The 16,842-nt window shown below is 40.7% G+C and carries 14 protein-coding genes; 13 read left to right on the top strand and 1 reads right to left on the bottom strand.

Annotation, left to right across the window (positions count from 1 at the left end):
• The first annotated feature begins 74 nt into the window (after nucleotides 1–74).
• From CZ367_RS05820 to udk, 3 genes are read left to right on the top strand one after another with little or no spacing between them, the layout of a single operon-like run.
• Nucleotides 75–1,121, top strand: coding sequence for an endonuclease/exonuclease/phosphatase family protein (locus CZ367_RS05820; protein ID WP_077197377.1), 1,047 nt, complete (start codon nucleotides 75–77; stop codon nucleotides 1,119–1,121).
• Nucleotides 1,122–1,712, top strand: coding sequence for a uracil-DNA glycosylase family protein (locus CZ367_RS05815; protein ID WP_077196013.1), 591 nt, complete (start codon nucleotides 1,122–1,124; stop codon nucleotides 1,710–1,712).
• A 31-nt stretch (nucleotides 1,713–1,743) separates the two neighbouring features.
• Nucleotides 1,744–2,379 carry a uridine kinase gene (udk, locus tag CZ367_RS05810; protein WP_077196012.1) on the top strand — a complete coding sequence of 212 codons (636 nt, stop codon included), beginning with the start codon at nucleotides 1,744–1,746 and terminating at the stop codon, nucleotides 2,377–2,379.
• Between the two features lie 79 nt (nucleotides 2,380–2,458).
• On the opposite strand, the gene CZ367_RS05805 is transcribed toward udk, so the two are convergent.
• Nucleotides 2,459–2,914: a NanQ anomerase/TabA/YiaL family protein gene (locus CZ367_RS05805; RefSeq protein WP_077196011.1), complete on the bottom strand. Its 456-nt coding sequence runs from the start codon at nucleotides 2,912–2,914 to the stop codon at nucleotides 2,459–2,461.
• 807 nt (nucleotides 2,915–3,721) lie between these two features.
• Between CZ367_RS05805 and gyrA the strand changes: the two genes are divergently transcribed.
• From gyrA to CZ367_RS05755, 10 genes are all read left to right on the top strand, one after another.
• Nucleotides 3,722–6,295, top strand: a complete 2,574-nt coding sequence (gene gyrA, locus CZ367_RS05800; protein ID WP_077196010.1) for a DNA gyrase subunit A — start codon at nucleotides 3,722–3,724, stop codon at nucleotides 6,293–6,295.
• A 67-nt stretch (nucleotides 6,296–6,362) separates the two neighbouring features.
• The gene (locus tag CZ367_RS05795) at nucleotides 6,363–7,619 is read left to right on the top strand and encodes a hypothetical protein (RefSeq protein WP_077196009.1); all 1,257 of its coding nucleotides are present in this window, start codon (nucleotides 6,363–6,365) and stop codon (nucleotides 7,617–7,619) included.
• A gap of 75 nt (nucleotides 7,620–7,694) precedes the next feature.
• Complete coding sequence (locus CZ367_RS05790) at nucleotides 7,695–8,807, top strand: tetratricopeptide repeat protein (RefSeq protein WP_077196008.1); 1,113 nt, start codon at nucleotides 7,695–7,697, stop codon at nucleotides 8,805–8,807.
• The gene (locus CZ367_RS05785) at nucleotides 8,803–10,008 is read left to right on the top strand and encodes a tetratricopeptide repeat protein (RefSeq protein ID WP_394334157.1); all 1,206 of its coding nucleotides are present in this window, start codon (nucleotides 8,803–8,805) and stop codon (nucleotides 10,006–10,008) included. The genes CZ367_RS05790 and CZ367_RS05785 overlap by 5 nt, the downstream gene beginning before the upstream one ends.
• Complete coding sequence (locus CZ367_RS05780) at nucleotides 9,995–11,311, top strand: DEAD/DEAH box helicase (RefSeq protein WP_077196006.1); 1,317 nt, start codon at nucleotides 9,995–9,997, stop codon at nucleotides 11,309–11,311. The genes CZ367_RS05785 and CZ367_RS05780 overlap by 14 nt, the downstream gene beginning before the upstream one ends.
• Before the next feature lie 207 nt (nucleotides 11,312–11,518).
• Nucleotides 11,519–12,589 (top strand): 3-phosphoserine/phosphohydroxythreonine transaminase, encoded by a 1,071-nt coding sequence (gene serC / locus CZ367_RS05775; RefSeq protein ID WP_077196005.1) that lies wholly within the window; start codon nucleotides 11,519–11,521, stop codon nucleotides 12,587–12,589.
• A gap of 82 nt (nucleotides 12,590–12,671) precedes the next feature.
• Nucleotides 12,672–13,589: an NAD(P)-dependent oxidoreductase gene (locus CZ367_RS05770; RefSeq protein WP_077196004.1), complete on the top strand. Its 918-nt coding sequence runs from the start codon at nucleotides 12,672–12,674 to the stop codon at nucleotides 13,587–13,589.
• Between the two features lie 90 nt (nucleotides 13,590–13,679).
• Complete coding sequence (locus tag CZ367_RS05765) at nucleotides 13,680–14,927, top strand: DUF1015 domain-containing protein (protein ID WP_077196003.1); 1,248 nt, start codon at nucleotides 13,680–13,682, stop codon at nucleotides 14,925–14,927.
• 44 nt (nucleotides 14,928–14,971) lie between these two features.
• Nucleotides 14,972–15,562, top strand: coding sequence for an IMPACT family protein (locus CZ367_RS05760; RefSeq protein ID WP_077196002.1), 591 nt, complete (start codon nucleotides 14,972–14,974; stop codon nucleotides 15,560–15,562).
• A gap of 419 nt (nucleotides 15,563–15,981) precedes the next feature.
• Nucleotides 15,982–16,824, top strand: a complete 843-nt coding sequence (locus CZ367_RS05755; protein WP_077196001.1) for a hypothetical protein — start codon at nucleotides 15,982–15,984, stop codon at nucleotides 16,822–16,824.
• Nucleotides 16,825–16,842 lie beyond the last annotated feature (18 nt).

The raw sequence follows: 16,842 nt of genomic DNA, 5'->3' as shown, positions 1-16,842 counted from the left end.
CATAACTTATCTATAAGCTTTAGGAAAGTGTGACTAACGGTAAAAAACTGGATAATAATAAACAAAAAACTATAATGAAAAAGTATCTTTTTTTTCTCTTTACAGCCTTGCTTTTTAGCAACGCTTTGTCTGCTCAAAAGAAGTATTCTGCTTATGCAGTAGGCTTTTACAATCAAGAAAACTTGTTCGATTACACCCACGATGAAGGTAAGAACGATAAGGAGTTTACCCCAACAGGTTCTTACACGTGGAACGAAATGAAGTATAAGAACAAGTTGAAGAATATGTCACGTGTATTGGCAGAGATGGGTACAGATGTGTTGCCTAATATTGGATGTGCTGTTATTGGCTTGGCAGAAGTTGAAAACGACCACGTTTTGAACGACCTCGTTGCACAACCCGCCCTTGCTGCTCGTGGTTACAAGTATGTACACATAGAAGGTCCAGACAAGCGAGGCATCGACTGCGCTTTGCTTTATAATCCTCAACTTTTCACCGTACGTGATACAAAACTTGTACCTTACGTTTACGAACGTGAAGAAGATAAGTCGCACGCCACACGTGGTTTCCTTACCGTAAGCGGAACTTTAGCCAACGAGCACGTTACCATCGTGGTATGCCACTGGCCAAGCCGTGGTGCAGGTTCTTACTATCGTGAATTGGGTGGCAAGCAAGTGAAGGCACTTAAAGATTCGCTCCTTCGTGAAGACCCTTCTGTTAAGGTCTTTGTAATGGGCGATATGAACGACGACCCAACCAATGCAAGTATGGTGAAATGTCTTTCTGCAAAGGCAAACATTGACGAGGTAGGCGAAGGCGATATGTATAACCCTTGGTACAACACACTTGTTAAAAATGGACAAGGCACATTGCAATATCAAGGTAAGTGGAACTTGTTCGACCAAATCGTAATGACTCCAAACTTATTGAACAAGAATGGTGCTAAGGATTTTTCTTCTTTGAAGTATTGGAAACACGAGATATTCCGTCGCGATTACCTCTTCCAAGAGTCGGGCAAATACAAAGGCAATACCAAGCGTACCACAGCAGGTGGCGTATGGCTCAACGGTTACTCTGACCACCTTCCTGTTGTAACCTATCTTCTTAAAGAACAACGATAAATGGAGATAGAAACCCATCCTTTCGAACCTTGGTTGCCTGAAAATGCCAAGCTGTTGATGCTTGGTACGTTTCCGCCAGCACCAAAGCGATGGTCTATGGAGTGGTATTATCCCAATTTTACGAACGATATGTGGCGTATTTTTGGTTTAATCTTCTTTAATGATAAGTTTTACTTTGTAGACCAAGAGCGCAAGACTTACCATTTAGAGAAGCTGAAGCCCTTCTTGAAAGAAAAAGGTATAGCGCTCTTTGATACAGCTTTGCGTATCCGTCGTACCACGGGAACGGCTTCAGATAAAGACCTTGAAATAGTAGAACCTGCCGATTTAGATGGTATGCTTCGCTCCTTGCCTCATTGCAAAGCTGTATTAGCAGCAGGGCAATTGGCTACTAAGGTCTTTACCGACCATTACAACATAGATGCACGCCACCTTAAAATGGGCGAATATGCAACGTTCGAATTCGAAGGTAGGGTATTGCGTCTTTATAGACAACCCAGTAGTAGCCGAGCTTACCCAATGAAAGTGGAGAAAAAGGCTGAATACTACAAGCAAATGTTTCACGAAATTAATATTATTGACGAGGTTTAATACCTTCTTCAAACCCAAATAAAGCAAGCAAATGAGCGATAAGGTAACTATAATAGGTATAGCGGGCGGAACAGGCTCGGGCAAGACTACAGTGGTAAAGAAAGTGGCTGCTGCGCTTCCACCTCATCAAGTAGCAGTAGTGCCATTAGATTCGTATTATAACGATACTACGGAAATGACCGAAGAGGAACGCCGTGCCATCAACTTCGATCACCCTGATGCTTTCGATTGGAAGTTGTTGACCAAGCAAGTGAACGACCTTCGCAATGGTATAGCCATAGAGCAACCCACTTATAGTTATCTCATTTGCAACCGATTACCCGAAACTATTCACGTTGAACCTAAGCCCGTTATCATCATCGAAGGCATTATGACGCTGCTCAATAAAAAGTTGCGTGACATTATGGACTTGAAAATATTTGTCGACTGCGACTCTGACGAGCGTCTTATTCGCAATATAGAACGTGATATAGTGGAACGTGGACGCACCGTTTCAATGGTTGTAGACAGATATTTGGAAGTGCTGAAGCCTATGCACGAACAATTTATCGAGCCCACAAAGCGTTTTGCCGACCTTATTATCCCTCAAGGTGGACAGAACGAAAAGGGAATTGGCATAATTTGTAAATACATAGAAGGATTGGAAGCAAATATAGAGAGAAAGTAAAACGTCCCAATTTTCACCTTATTATAATAGCACGCTTTCTATTTTCATTGTAGAGAGCGTGCTATTTTTTTGTTTATCCTTAGTCTTGCTCTATTTTGATTTTGGCAATTAGTTTTCGTTGCTTTCCTTTTCCTATAAGTGGAGCGTGACCATCTTCGGGGAAGAATACAATGAATTGTTGAGGCTTTACACTTATATATTTTTCAGCCTCTTGGCAATAAAAGCCTACATCCTTGCCCTCATCGTAAGCTATGTCGGGCATACCCAAAGTTGAGAGCGACGACCAACCAAACACCTCTTCTTGACTTAAGGGTATTTGTACATCTATATAAGCCTTGTGGAACTCTATCTTGCGAGCCTCTTTTTCTTCTAACTCCACTTCATCTAAATTGATAAATAGCTTAGCTCCGTCTAACTCTATTCGTCCACTTTCTTCTTCATCAAACTGATGCTGTGCTACGTATTCAAAAACCTCTCGCATACGTGGGTGCAAAGCATAATAACGCATAGCATCGTCTAAGTTTCCTATTACCATAATTTTATATAATTTTACATTCGCTATATTTGTTCCCTCTTTTCTATTTTACAAAGGTACACCTTTTAGTTTTACTATCCTCTTTTTAGTACAACGAATATTTCGTCTTATTTCTTCTCCTTTTCCTCATTTGCTGTTCGGTATGTTAATTTCACCCTCTATAATTCTCGTATTTACGTTCGATAGTACCTTTCTGCACAAATAGCAGCTAAATTTGTGTGCAAGGGTAAATGCTTGATATATAGCGAGAAATAGAAATATTTATCGAAATGTGCAAAGGTTAGTACTTCTATTAGCGTAAACATAAAACTATAAAAACGAATAGTAGGACAAGAAAAGTCTCCTTTGATGATGTTTAAGCCATCAAAGTTGAACTTTGAGACGATGAAAGTTCAACTCTGACCGCCTCAAACATATATGTCTTGCATTGTTAAAGTTGAACTTTGATTTCTAAAATATCAACATTTGGATATTTAGAGTAAAATATTGGAAATATTAACTATCTCTATTTTGCTAATCCAAATGTTAAATCACAACTACCTTACTTACTTTTTGGCACGCTATTTGTTATATGAGCGGAAGAATGGTATATCTCTATTTTAATTTTAGAAGTGCTCTATAATAAACCTTAAAAACGTGTATATTTTCGTTTTAAGCTGTTTGGTTGTGGATTTTATTTTGTAATTTTACACCCTTGAAATACCCTTAAAACGGCTTAAAACGAAAATAAAAGGCATTATAAGCAATTTTGAAGCGTTTTTAGGTTGTGGGTAAGTGAGGTGAAAATTTAAAATTATACAAAATATAATGGACGAAAATCAGACAATTGATCAAGACCGTATCTTAAAAATCAACATCGAGGAAGAGATGAAGAGCTCGTATATCGACTATTCTATGTCGGTAATCGTGGCTCGTGCGCTTCCTGATGTTCGTGATGGTTTCAAACCTGTTCATCGCCGTATTCTTTTCGGTATGCGTGGTATTGGTAACTTTAGCAACCAGCCTTATAAGAAGTGTGCACGTGTCGTTGGTGAAGTATTGGGTAAGTATCACCCACACGGCGACTCTTCTGTTTATGGCGCATTGGTGCGTATGGGACAGGAATGGAATATGCGTTATAAGCTTGTTGACGGTCAGGGTAACTTCGGTTCGGTTGATGGCGACTCTCCAGCTGCGATGCGTTACACCGAGTGCCGCTTAGCTAAGATGGGTGAGCACGTAATGGACGACATCGAGAAAGAAACCGTAGATATGGTAAGCAACTTCGATGATACATTGAAAGAGCCTGCTGTGATGCCTACCAAAATTCCAAACCTCTTGGTAAATGGTGGTAATGGTATTGCTGTGGGTATGGCTACCAATATGCCTACACACAATTTGAGTGAAGTAATTGATGGTTGTTGTGCTTATATTGACAATCCTGAAATCACTGTTGAACAGTTGATGCAGTATATCCCTGCTCCCGACTTCCCAACAGGTGCATATATATATGGCCTTCAAGGTGTGAAAGACGCTTACGAAACAGGTCGTGGACGTGTGGTAATGCGTGCGAGGGCTGAGATAGAAAGTGGCGAAACACACGATAAGATTGTTGTTACCGAAATCCCTTATGGGGTGAACAAGCAACAATTGATAGAATATATTGCAGACCTTGTAAAGGAAGGACGCCTTGAGGGTATTTCTAATGTGAACGATGAAACAGGTAGACAGGGTATGCGTATCGTGGTAGATGTAAAGCGCGATGCTAATGCCAATATCATCTTGAATAAGTTGTTTAAGATGACAGCTTTGCAAAGTTCATTCTCAGTGAATTGCATTGCTTTGGTTAATGGTCGTCCACGCTTGCTTAGCCTTCAAGAGTGCATCAAGTATTTTGTGGAGCATCGTCACGATGTAACCATTCGTCGTACTCAGTTCGACTTGCGTAAGGCACAAGAACGTGCGCACATCTTAGAAGGACTTATCATAGCTTGCGATAACATTGACGAGGTAGTACGTATTATCCGTGCAAGCAAGACCCCTGCCGAAGCACAAACCAACTTGGAAAAGCGTTTCGAACTTGACGAATTGCAGTCGAAGGCAATTGTAGATATGCGCCTTTCACAGTTGACGGGTTTGCGTATGGATCAGTTGCACGCAGAGTACGAAGAATTGATGCAGACCATTAAAGATTTGCAGGAAATTCTTGATAATCCAGAGCGTTGCAAGGAAGTAATGAAGGCTGAATTGCAAGAGGTGAAGGAGAAATATGGTGATGAACGCCGTACAGAAATTATTCCTGACGAACACGAATTTAATGCAGAAGATTTCTATCCTAACGACCCTGTTGTAATTACAATTAGTCACCTTGGCTATATTAAGCGCACCCCGTTGACCGACTTTAAGGAACAGGCTCGTGGTGGCGTAGGCTCTAAGGGGGCTCGCACACGTGATAAAGACTTTACAGAGTTTATCTATCCTGCTACAATGCACCAAACAATGTTGTTCTTCACAAAGAAGGGACGTTGTTTCTGGATGAAGTGTTACGATATACCAGAAGGCGACAAGAACGCTAAGGGACGTGCTATACAAAATATGTTGGCACTCGATCCTGACGATAGCGTAAATGCATTCCTCCGTATTCAAGGCTTGGAAGATGAGGACTTCCTCGATCGCCACTTTGTAGTGTTTGTAACTAAGCAAGGTTTGGTGAAGAAGACTTCGCTCCGTGCATACTCTCGCCCACGTGCTAATGGTGTTATTGCTATCAATATTAACGAAGGCGATGAGGTAGTAGATGTTCGTTTAACCAATGGTAAGAACGAGTTGATTATTGCCAATCGCAATGGTCGTGCTTGTCGTTTCCACGAAGATGCAGTTCGTACTATGGGACGTGTTTCAACGGGTGTTCGTGGTATGCGTCTTGATGACGATGGCGAAGACGGTGTTGTAGGTATGGTGGCTGTAAACGATGCTGCAACCGAAACAGTTATGGTTGTTGCCGAAGAGGGCTACGGAAAACGCTCGTTGGTGGAAGACTATCGCTTGACCAATCGTGGCGGTAAGGGTGTGAAGACCCTCAATATTACTGAAAAGACAGGTAAATTGGTTGCCATCAAGAACGTAACAGACGATAACGACCTTATGATTATCAATCAAAGTGGTATCGTAATTCGTTTGGCTGTATCAGAATGTCGTGTAATGGGTCGTGCTACTCAAGGTGTTCGCCTCATCAATCTTGCTAAGAAGAACGATGTTATTGCATCGGTTTGCAAGGTTCAAGCAGCAAGTTTGGAGGAGAACGAAGACGAATTAGCAGACGATGTCGAAGGCAATGAACCACAAGACGATCAGTCTGAAGGCAATAATGCAGAAAACTCTCCAGCTGTAGAGTTTGAGTAAATTGTTTTTAACTACATAAGACAGCAATTAAAAAAATGTAGATTATAAATTTTAAACATAACTGAAAATGAAAAAATTGTTTATCGCAGCATTGATGGTACTCAGTACATCGGCTGCATTTGCTGGCGACAGCGAACCGCTTAAGGCAATCTTGAAAGCTGTAAACTACACAGAGGCTTCAGCTCTTTTGCAGTCAAACCTATCTCAGCTTGCTAATAACGCTGAAAAGGCAAAGGCTTACAACCGACTTTTTGAGTTGGCGATGAAGAAAGTTAACTATGAGCAGGGCATTCAGCTTGAAAACGAAACCCAAAAGCAAATGGGTAAAGAACCTTCAAAGCCATTTGACGAAAAAGGACTTTATCAAGCTGTAGAACAAGCATTCAGCGCAGGTTCAGAACTCGTGAAGTATGACAATATGCCAAACGGAAAGGGCAAAATAAAACCTAAGTTTGCTGACGTTGTAGGTCAGTTGTACAACCTTCGTGGTCACTTGATTAACGGTGGTGTATTCTATCAGAGCGCAAACGATATTCAAAACGCTTACAAGTATTGGGCTACATACGTAGAGTCTGCTGACTATCCTATGTTTGCAAGTTTTGACAAAGCTAAAGACCAGAACTTGAACGAAATAGCTTACTTCGCAGCTATCTATGCTTTGCAATTTAAGGAGTATCCAAAGGCAGAAAAGTTTGTTGAGTATGCTTTGAAAAGCCCTGAACGTGCTAAGGATGCACAAAACTTGAAGTTAGCTATCTTGGGTTCACAGTTGCAGACTCGTGAAGATACATTGGCTTATGCTAAGAAGCTCGAAGCTATCTATGCTGAAGACCCATCAAACGAAGCTATTCTTACTTCTTTGAGCTCAACTTACAGCGCATTGGGTATGATGGATAAGGCTGAAAAGGTAATTGCAGACCAGCTTGCAAAAAATCCTAATAGCTATGGCGCATTGGTGATGAAAGGTCAGTTTGAGAGTCAAAAGAAGAACTACGATGCAGCTGCTGATGCTTTGAAGAAGGCTTTGACAATTGCTCCTGACGAAAATGCAAAGATTGCTATCAATGCTTCTATTGGTCAGTGCTTGTTCTACAAGGCTCAAGAGCGTGTTATGGCAGTGAAGAACTTGACAAAGGAAGCAAGAGAACAGTTCAATGTGGTTTACAACGAAGCTATCTCTTACTTGGAAACAGCTAAGAAGTTGGATATTACAAAGGAAAACAAGAACCTTTGGGCATATCCACTTTATGGTTGCTACTACTTTGTTAAGGGTGCTGATGCTCCTGAAACAACAGCTGCAGCTGCTGACGCAGGTCAGAACTAATAATAGAGATTATTTTACCCCTCTTTGGCTAAATTTCCGTCAAAGAGGGGGATTTTTATCTAAGCAGAATTGCTAATGAGGAAGTTTTTTTTAGGGTTTATAGTTTTTCTATTTCACATTATTGCTATTCAGGCACAGGATAATGCGCAGAACGCAGATAAATTAAATCATCAAGCCGAGGCGGCTTTTAATAAAGTACGCTTAAATACGAATAGGGATTCGCTCACCATTTACCGTGCAGTTGTGAATGGGGTAAATTGGTCGATTAAATGTGACGAATACGACCGAATGCCTAATCGTAAAGGTAAAGTAAAAGTTAGGTTTGAGGAAGAAAATTTTTTGCGTCTCCACACACTTTATCCAATGTTGATAGATGCAGGTTTGTTTTTAACAAAAAGTAGCTATACACGGCAAGAGGGTTTTGATGCATTAGAATTATATCTTACAATACGCAATCATAAATTGGTATCGGAGATTAGTGATGAAAGCGGTATTGCAGCCTACTATTTGGCTTTTAACTATTTAAAAATAAGAAATTTTGAGAATGCCGACCGCTATGCCGACTTGGCTATGCAGTATGAAGAAACTTCACAACAAGCTGCGGAGGTGAAAGCGGAGTGTATGCGTGAACAGATGACTACTGCTGACGACTCGTTGAAGTATATAGCTGTTGTTTCAAAATTGTATGAAACACAACCCGCGAATGAGAAATACTTCTCGTGGATTATGAAATTTTATCAAAATCCATCGCATAAGTTTAATCTTGAAAACTTTGTGGACTATCAGTTGGTAAATAACACAAATTCGATAGTTCCTTGGATATTGAAAGGCGAAATTGCATCGCAAGCAGGAAGATGGGACGAAGCCATAGAAGCTTATAAGGTGGCTGAGGCGATTGATGCAAGCAGTATTCCTGTGGCATATAATATAGGTGTGTGCATGAATATGAAAGGTATCTTGGTGCGCAATGATGTCTTTGCACGAAAACAAAAAAGCGAAATGGCATCTGATAACGAATTTATGACTATCTTTGCCGATGCACGTAACTACTTGGAGCGTGTGAAAGCTAAAGACCCAAGACGCAATAAGGTGGACTGGGTAACACCGCTTTATATGGATTATATAGTGTTGGGCGATACAATAAAAGCAAAGGAATTAGAATTACTAATCAATAAATTTAAGAATTAGATTGAAACGTTACATTATATTATATCTAATGTGTGCTTTCGCTCTGTTAGGGTGGGCACAGAAAAAGCAAATCTCAGCAGCGCGAGACTTGGTTAAAGCAGGTAAAGATTTACCAAAGGCAGAGAAATCGATGCGTGAATTGCTGAGTGACACAACGCATCAATACAATATGAAAGCTTGGGTGGTACTTTGCGATGCGATGATGAAACAATATGAGCAAGGTAATGAAAAGCTTTATTTGAAGCAAAAGTATGATACTGCATCATTCTTTTCGCTAACAAAGAGAATGTTTGAAACAATGGAGCGATTTGATTCTATTGATGCTAAACTCTATACTTCTACACCTATTAAGCCAAAGTATCGTGAGCGTTACGCCCAATATTTGAATGCTATTCGTCCTAATTTATTTAATGGAGGAAACTACTTTTTGGTGAAGAAAGATTATGCTAAAGCATTTGAATATTTCGATAGTTTTATTCTTAGCGATAAGGCGTCTTTGTTTGAAGGATTCGATTATGAAAAGAACGACCCATTGATGCCACACGCTGCTTATTGGGCTATGTATGTTGGGTATAAACTGAACGAACCTAAAAAGATAATGAAGTATGCTGAATTGGCCGAACGTGATACGTCTATGCACCACTTTGTAAAACAGTACGAAGCCACAGCTTACCTCATCAACAAAGATACAGCGAGATATATAAGCGCATTGAAAGAAGGGTTTGAGGAGTATCCTAACTTTGCTTTCTTTTTCCCTCGATTGGTAGAATATTATGCAAAAAACGGAAGATACGAGGAAGCATTGGAAACAGTGGAAAGAGCTTTAAAGGCCGATTCTACAAGCATTATGTTCCGTTTTACAAAGAGCACAGCTTTATTAAATCTTGGACGTTACGACGAGAGTATTAAGATTTGTGAGGATATATTGAAAGAAAAGCCCAATTTTGCAGAGGCTTATTATAATATAGGTATATCTTACTTTGATCAAGCTATCGAATTGGCTAAGGTGCAACAAACACGTGCAAAGATAGCTAAGATACATAAGCTATACGAGAAGGCAATGCCTTATCTTGAACGGTACAAAGAATTGACGCCCCAAAACAAAGATAAGTGGTTGGCACCGCTATATACCATCTACTTAAATTTGAATATGGGAAAAGAATTTGATGAAATAGATAGAATACGAAATGGAAATAAATGATATACTTACACGGTTGGGGATAGAACTCAATGCAATGCAAGAAGCTACATCTGAAGCTGTTTTGCGTTCGAATAAAGATGTTGTTGTATTGTCTCCAACAGGCTCAGGAAAGACGTATGCGTACTTGATACCGCTTATTCAATTGTTGAATGTGGAGGCAGATGAGGTGCAGGCCGTTGTAATCGTTCCAGGGCGAGAGTTGGCACAACAGTCTGCTAATGTCGTAAAAGACCTAAAATGCGGGCTTCGGGCAATGGCTCTTTATGGTGGTCGACCAACAATGGACGAGCATAGAACACTAAGAGATGTGCGTCCACAAATAGTTTTTGCCACACCAGGGCGATTAAATGATCATCTTGATAAGGGAAATATTCTTGCAAATACCGTAAAATGGTTGATAATAGATGAGTTTGACAAGTGCTTGGAAATGGGCTTTCAAGCCGAAATGGAAAAGTTGGCCAATAGTTTGCCTAATGTTGAAAGACGTGTGCTATTGTCGGCTACAGAGTCTGATTCTATTCCTAAATTCATCAATATGGGTAGAACCATAAAGGTGGATTATCGTTCAGACGAAGAACAAGTACCCGATAGAATTCATTTATATGAAGTGCGTAGTCCCGAGAAGGATAAGTTGAGTACGCTTTCTGAGCTTTTGCTTTCTATTGGGAATACAAGTAGTATAGTGTTTTTGAACTATCGTGAATCTGTTGTACGTACAGCTGAATATCTTAAAAGTAAAGGCTTTACGCTATCAATGTTCCACGGAGGCTTAGAACAAAAGGAACGCGAAGCTGCATTGTATCGTTTTTCAAATGGTTCTGCCAATATTTTGGTAAGTACAAACTTGGGTGCACGCGGCTTAGATATTCCTGATATTGATAACATTGTGCATTATCATTTGCCCGAAAACGAAGACGAATACGTGCATAGGGTAGGGCGCACAGCACGTTGGGATAAGGAAGGAAAATCATACTTCGTATTAGGGCCAGAAGAACATATCCCTGAATACGTAAAAGAAACTGTTGACAACTATCAAATACCCGAACAATTGCCAGCTGTAGTACAACCTCGTATGGCTACGCTATATATCGGAAAAGGCAAGAAAGATAAGCTGTCGAAAGGCGATATAGTAGGCTTTTTGTGTAAAAAAGCAGGTTTGCAACAAGCAGAGATAGGAAAGATAGATGTGATGCCACGTTTTACATACGTAGCTGTGGCACGAAACAAAATTTCTTACATATTGAAAGTAACTAAAGGAGAGAAAATAAAAGGAATTAGCACCGTGTTTGAGGAAGTAAGATGATATTTATGTTAGAATGGTGATTATTTTAAAACTTCGCTAAATATTTGCTATTTTGCGGTAGGTATTACTATTTTGAAAAAGATGTTTAAATATTTGCTCAATCCAAATAAAATGGCTAATTTCGCATCGTGTACTAAGTGGTTACACACCTTTTGAAATTTAATAACAATAATACATAAGTTCAACTTTAAAAAATTAAATGACATCATGAAGAAGTACAATTTTGGCGCTGGTCCATGTATACTTCCACGCGAAGTAATCGAGAAAACAGCAAGTGCTATCTTAGACTTTAACGGTATCGGTCTTTCTATTGCTGAAATTAGCCATAGATCTAAGGACTTCCAACCAGTTATAGATGAAGCTATGGCTTTGGTTAAGGAAGTATTGAACGTTCCTGAAGGCTATTCAGTTCTTTTCTTGGGTGGTGGTGCATCGCTCGAGTTCTGCCGTGTTGCAATGAACTTCTTGGTAAAGAAGGCTGGTTACTTGAATACAGGTGTTTGGGCTACAAAGGCAATGAAGGAAGCTAAGGCATTTGGTGAAGTTGTAGAAGTTGCTACTTCTGCAGACGACAACTTCTGCTATATTCCTAAGAACTTCGAAGTTCCAACAGACTTGGATTACTTGCACGTAACAACCAACAATACCATTTACGGAACAGAGTTGCACAAGGATTTGGACGTACCTGTACGTATGATTGGTGATATGTCTTCTGATATTTTCAGCCGTCCAGTAGATGTTGCTAAGTACGACTGTATTTATGGTGGTGCACAGAAGAACCTCTCTATGGCTGGTGTAACATTCGTTATCGTTAAGGACGAAGTTCTCGGTCGTGTTGAGCGTCACCTCCCAACAATGATGGATTACCGCACACACGTGAAGAAGGGCTCTATGTTCAACACTCCTCCTGTAGTGCCAATCTACACAGCTATGGAAAACCTCCGTTGGGTTAAGGCTCAAGGTGGTGTTGAAGCTATGGAGAAGCTTGCTAAGCAACGTGCTGAAATTGTTTACGGTGAAATCGATCGCAACAAGTTGTTCCGTGGTACAGTGAAGTGTGAAGAAGATCGTTCATATATGAACATCTGCTTTGTTCTCAATGATGAGTACGCTGATCTTCAGGATGAGTTCTTCAAGTTCGCTACAGAGCGTGGTATGGTTGGTATCAAGGGACACCGCGATGTTGGTGGTTTCCGTGCAAGCTGCTACAACGCTATGACAGTTGAAGGCTGCCAAGAACTTGCTAAGACAATGAAGGAATTTGAAGCTAAGCACTAATTAAAAAACAATATTGCAAATAACACGGATAGCACTCCCTTGGGGTTATATCCGTGTGATTTGCGTTTAAAAATTTATTACTATGAAGGTATTAATCGCAACAGAAAAGCCATTCGCAGCAGCAGCTGTTGAAGGTATCAGAAAAGAAGTAGAAGGTGCAGGTCACGAACTCGCTCTTCTCGAAAAATATACAGAAACTGCACAGTTGTTGGACGCTGTTAAGGATGCTGACGCTCTTATCATTCGTTCAGACAAGGCAACTGCAGAAGTTTTTGAAGCAGCTAAGAACTTGAAGATAGTTGTACGTGCAGGTGCAGGTTTCGATAACATCGACTGTGCTGCTGCAACAGCTCACAATGTAGTTGCTGAAAACACTCCAGGTCAAAACTCTAACGCAGTAGCAGAGCTCGTTTTGGGTATGCTCGTTTATGCCGTTCGTAACTTCTACAATGGCAAGAGTGGTTCTGAATTGATGGGCAAGAAGCTTGGTATCCTCGCATTCGGTAACGTTGGCCGCAACGTAGCTCGCATTGCTAAGGGCTTCGGTATGGACGTTTATGCTTACGATGCATTCTGTCCAAAGGAAGCTATCGAAGCTGCAGGTGTTACAGCTGTTGACAATCAGGACGCTTTGTTCGAGACTTGCGACATCGTATCGCTCCACATTCCTGCAACTGCTGAAACAAAGAACAGCATCAACTACGCTCTTGTAAACAAGATGAAGAAGGGTGGTATCGTTATCAACACTGCTCGTAAGGAAGTTATCAATGAGGAAGAACTCCTTAAGTTGATGGCAGAGCGTGAAGATATTAAGTACATCTCTGACATTAAGCCAGACGCTGATGCAGAGTTTGCTAAGTTCGAAGGTCGTTACTTCGCTACACCTAAGAAGATGGGTGCTCAGACAGCTGAAGCTAACATCAATGCAGGTATTGCAGCTGCTAAGCAAATCAATGCTTTCTTTGCAACTGGTGATACCAAATTCCAAGTTAACAAATAATTAAATATAAATCATAAGGCAGATTATTAGGAATTATGCTCTCAAGGCACAAGCCCTAATGGTCTGCCTTTCTTTATTTTACAATAAATTATGGCAATAGTAAAACCATTCAAAGGCGTACGTCCTCCAAAGGAATTCGTAGAACAAGTAGAAAGCCGTCCTTATGACGTGTTGAACTCTGAAGAAGCTCGTGAAGAAGCTAAGGGCAACGAAAAGAGTCTTTATCATATTATTAAGCCTGAAATCGACTTCCCAGAAGGCACAAGTGAATACGACCCACGTGTTTACGAAAAGGCTGCTGAGAACTTCAAGATGTTCCAAGACAAAGGTTGGTTGAAGCAAGACGATAAGGAACAATACTACATCTACGCTCAGACAATGAACGGCAAGACACAGTATGGTATCGTTGTAGGTGCTGCTTGTCAGGACTATGTTGATGGTGTTATCAAGAAGCACGAACTTACACGTCGTGATAAGGAAGAAGACCGTATGAAGCACGTTCGTGTAAACGACGCTAACATTGAGCCTGTATTCTTCGCTTACCCAGACAACGCTACTTTGAAGGAAATCACTACTCGTTATGCAGCTACAGCTCCTGAATACGACTTCATCGCTCCTATCGATGGTTTCCGTCATCAGCTTTGGATAGTTGCAGACGACAAGGACATCAAGACTATCACAGAAGAGTTTGCTAAAATGCCAAGTCTCTACATCGCAGATGGTCACCACCGTTCAGCAGCTGCTGGTCTTGTAGGTGGCGAAAAGGCTAAAGCAAATCCAAATCACAAGGGTGACGAGGAGTACAACTATTTTATGGCAGTTTGCTTCCAAGCTTCAGAATTGACAATCCTCGACTACAACCGTGTTGTTAAGGACTTGAATGGTATGACACCAGCTCAATTCATCGAAGCATTGGGTAAGAACTTCATCGTAGAAAAGAAGGGTGCTGCAATCTATAAGCCAGCTGCTTTGCACGAGTTCTCACTCTACTTGGAAGGCGAATGGTATGCACTCACAGCTAAGGAAGGTACATACGACAACACAGACCCAATCGGTGTTCTCGATGTTGATATTTCAAGCCGTTTGATTCTTGATGAACTTCTCGAAATCAAGGACTTGCGTTCAAGCGACCGCATCGACTTCGTAGGTGGTCTCCGTGGTCTTGAAGAACTCAAGAAGCGTGTTGACAGTGGCGAAATGAAGATGGCTTTGGCTCTTCACCCAGTTACTATGCAGCAGATTATGGACATTGCTGACAGTGGTAAGATTATGCCTCCTAAGGCTACCTGGTTCGAGCCAAAACTCCGTTCAGGTCTTATCATTCACAAGCTTTCGTAAGTTTGTGGCATAATTAATATTGATTTATAGTCAAATTAATTTTAATGTCAGACAACTACAAAACAGTACATAAAAACACAGTAGGCGAGGGGTTTTATTCCGAGAAGAGGAGTAAATTCCTCGCCTTTGTGCATCATATCGACTCTTCTGATGAGGCGTTAGCCATCGTAAAACAATATAAAAAGAAGTATTATGATGCTCGCCATTGCTGTTATGCCTATCGCTTAGGAGCTAACGGCGAAGAGTTTCGTGCCAACGATGATGGCGAACCATCATCAACAGCAGGTAAGCCTATTCTTGGTCAACTTGTTAGCAACGAACTTACCGATACTTTGATTTGCGTAATCCGCTATTATGGTGGCGTAAATCTTGGAACAAGCGGACTTATTGTTGCCTATCGTGAGGCAGCTGCTGACGGTATAGCCCACGCTGAAATAGAAGAGAAGTTTGTAGAGCGCATTGTTCGTTACACTTTTTCTTATCCGATGATGAACGATGTAATGAAGATAGTTAAAGATATGAGTCCACGCATCGTAGAGCAAAGTTTTGATAACACTTGCGAAATAGTTCTCGCTATTCGTGAGTCACTTGCTGATGCGCTTGAAACTCGTCTCAAGAAGCTCTCTTTTGAGTAATCTTGCCACGCTTCTATTTACTTTATTCTACTTCTTTTATTCCACAAAATATTGTTCTATTCTTCTTTGTTCTATTTTTCCAAAACTTAAGATAAAGTTTGATGATGCAAAACATATATGTTTGGTAGTCCCAAAGTTCAACTTTGGTGTTGTAATACATATATGTTTTACCTTGTCAAACATATATCTTTTACAATGTTTTTGTTTGTAACTAATACCTCTAATGATGTTGTTCTTTTTTTCTGTTCTTGGATTTCTTATGTTTTCAAGTCTTCATAAATTATCCTATTTTGTTGCGATATAGGGAATTTCCTCCTTAAGTTAGGGGATTTCCTTTTGTCTGCTGCTATATTCTTCGTTCCTTTGCATCGTAGACATAGGCTTTGCCACGCACAACTAAATATGAAGGGAGTTTAACAATGAAAAAATATATATTATCACTTATATTGCTATTCACGGTGATATTATCAGCCAAATCGATGAGCTTTGAGCAAGCACGGGCGCAAGCTTTGTTCTTGACCGACAAAATGGCTTATGAGCTGAATTTGACCGAAGAGCAATACGAAGCTGCATACGAAATTAATCTCGATTATTTATTGAGTATTAATTCTGCTGATGATGTCTCTGGAGAATTGTGGACACATCGCAATATTGACTTCGGCCATATTCTTTTTGATTGGCAGTATCGTTCTTACGTAAGAGCTACCTACTTCTATAAACCTATATGGTGGGATGCAGGTAGTTGGCACTTTGGCATTTATTCACGCTATCCTCGTCGCGACTACTACTATTTTGGTACTCCAAGTTTCTATACCGCTTATCGAGGTTTGCATAGTTGGCGAATGAATGGAGGACGAAGTTGGTATAGCTATCGAAAGTTCAATAAGTCGGCTTATAATGGTCGTCAGTTTGGTATGCGTGATGGGTTTCAACGTGGCGATTATCGCAACGGATACGATTTTGCACGTAGCAATAGTAAACGGCGCTCGTTTGGCAATCAGCGTAGGGAACTTGGCGAAAGCCGTGGCGCAAATCTTGCTCCACGTCGCAGTTCTACACGTACAACGGTAGGTAGAGGTGCTAATGCTTTCCGTAGCAATAATACGGGTGGTACATTCAGCAGAGATAGAGTTTTCGGTGGTTCCACAACACGTCCAGCACCCAATAAATCGTTTACCCCATCAGGAAGTAATCGCACATTCCGCCCTGCTAATCAAGGCGGTGGTTCAAAGAAATATTCACCATTTGGTGGACATAGATAAATTATTAGTTGATATTTT

This window comes from Prevotella ihumii, from assembly GCF_900155655.1.
Taxonomy (GTDB): domain Bacteria; phylum Bacteroidota; class Bacteroidia; order Bacteroidales; family Bacteroidaceae; genus Prevotella; species Prevotella ihumii.
This window is presented reverse-complemented; position numbering and strand designations above follow the sequence as displayed.

Excerpts from the sequence above, each read along its gene's own strand:
- CZ367_RS05820 (WP_077197377.1), top strand. The coding sequence starts at position 75 with ATGAAAAAGTATCTTTTTTTTCTCTTTACAGCCTTGCTTTTTAGCAAC.
- CZ367_RS05815 (WP_077196013.1), top strand. The coding sequence starts at position 1,122 with ATGGAGATAGAAACCCATCCTTTCGAACCTTGGTTGCCTGAAAATGCC.
- udk (WP_077196012.1), top strand. The coding sequence starts at position 1,744 with ATGAGCGATAAGGTAACTATAATAGGTATAGCGGGCGGAACAGGCTCG.
- CZ367_RS05805 (WP_077196011.1), bottom strand. The coding sequence starts at position 2,914 with ATGGTAATAGGAAACTTAGACGATGCTATGCGTTATTATGCTTTGCAC.
- gyrA (WP_077196010.1), top strand. The coding sequence starts at position 3,722 with ATGGACGAAAATCAGACAATTGATCAAGACCGTATCTTAAAAATCAAC.
- CZ367_RS05795 (WP_077196009.1), top strand. The coding sequence starts at position 6,363 with ATGAAAAAATTGTTTATCGCAGCATTGATGGTACTCAGTACATCGGCT.
- CZ367_RS05790 (WP_077196008.1), top strand. The coding sequence starts at position 7,695 with ATGAGGAAGTTTTTTTTAGGGTTTATAGTTTTTCTATTTCACATTATT.
- CZ367_RS05780 (WP_077196006.1), top strand. The coding sequence starts at position 9,995 with ATGGAAATAAATGATATACTTACACGGTTGGGGATAGAACTCAATGCA.
- serC (WP_077196005.1), top strand. The coding sequence starts at position 11,519 with ATGAAGAAGTACAATTTTGGCGCTGGTCCATGTATACTTCCACGCGAA.
- CZ367_RS05770 (WP_077196004.1), top strand. The coding sequence starts at position 12,672 with ATGAAGGTATTAATCGCAACAGAAAAGCCATTCGCAGCAGCAGCTGTT.
- CZ367_RS05765 (WP_077196003.1), top strand. The coding sequence starts at position 13,680 with ATGGCAATAGTAAAACCATTCAAAGGCGTACGTCCTCCAAAGGAATTC.
- CZ367_RS05760 (WP_077196002.1), top strand. The coding sequence starts at position 14,972 with ATGTCAGACAACTACAAAACAGTACATAAAAACACAGTAGGCGAGGGG.
- CZ367_RS05755 (WP_077196001.1), top strand. The coding sequence starts at position 15,982 with ATGAAAAAATATATATTATCACTTATATTGCTATTCACGGTGATATTA.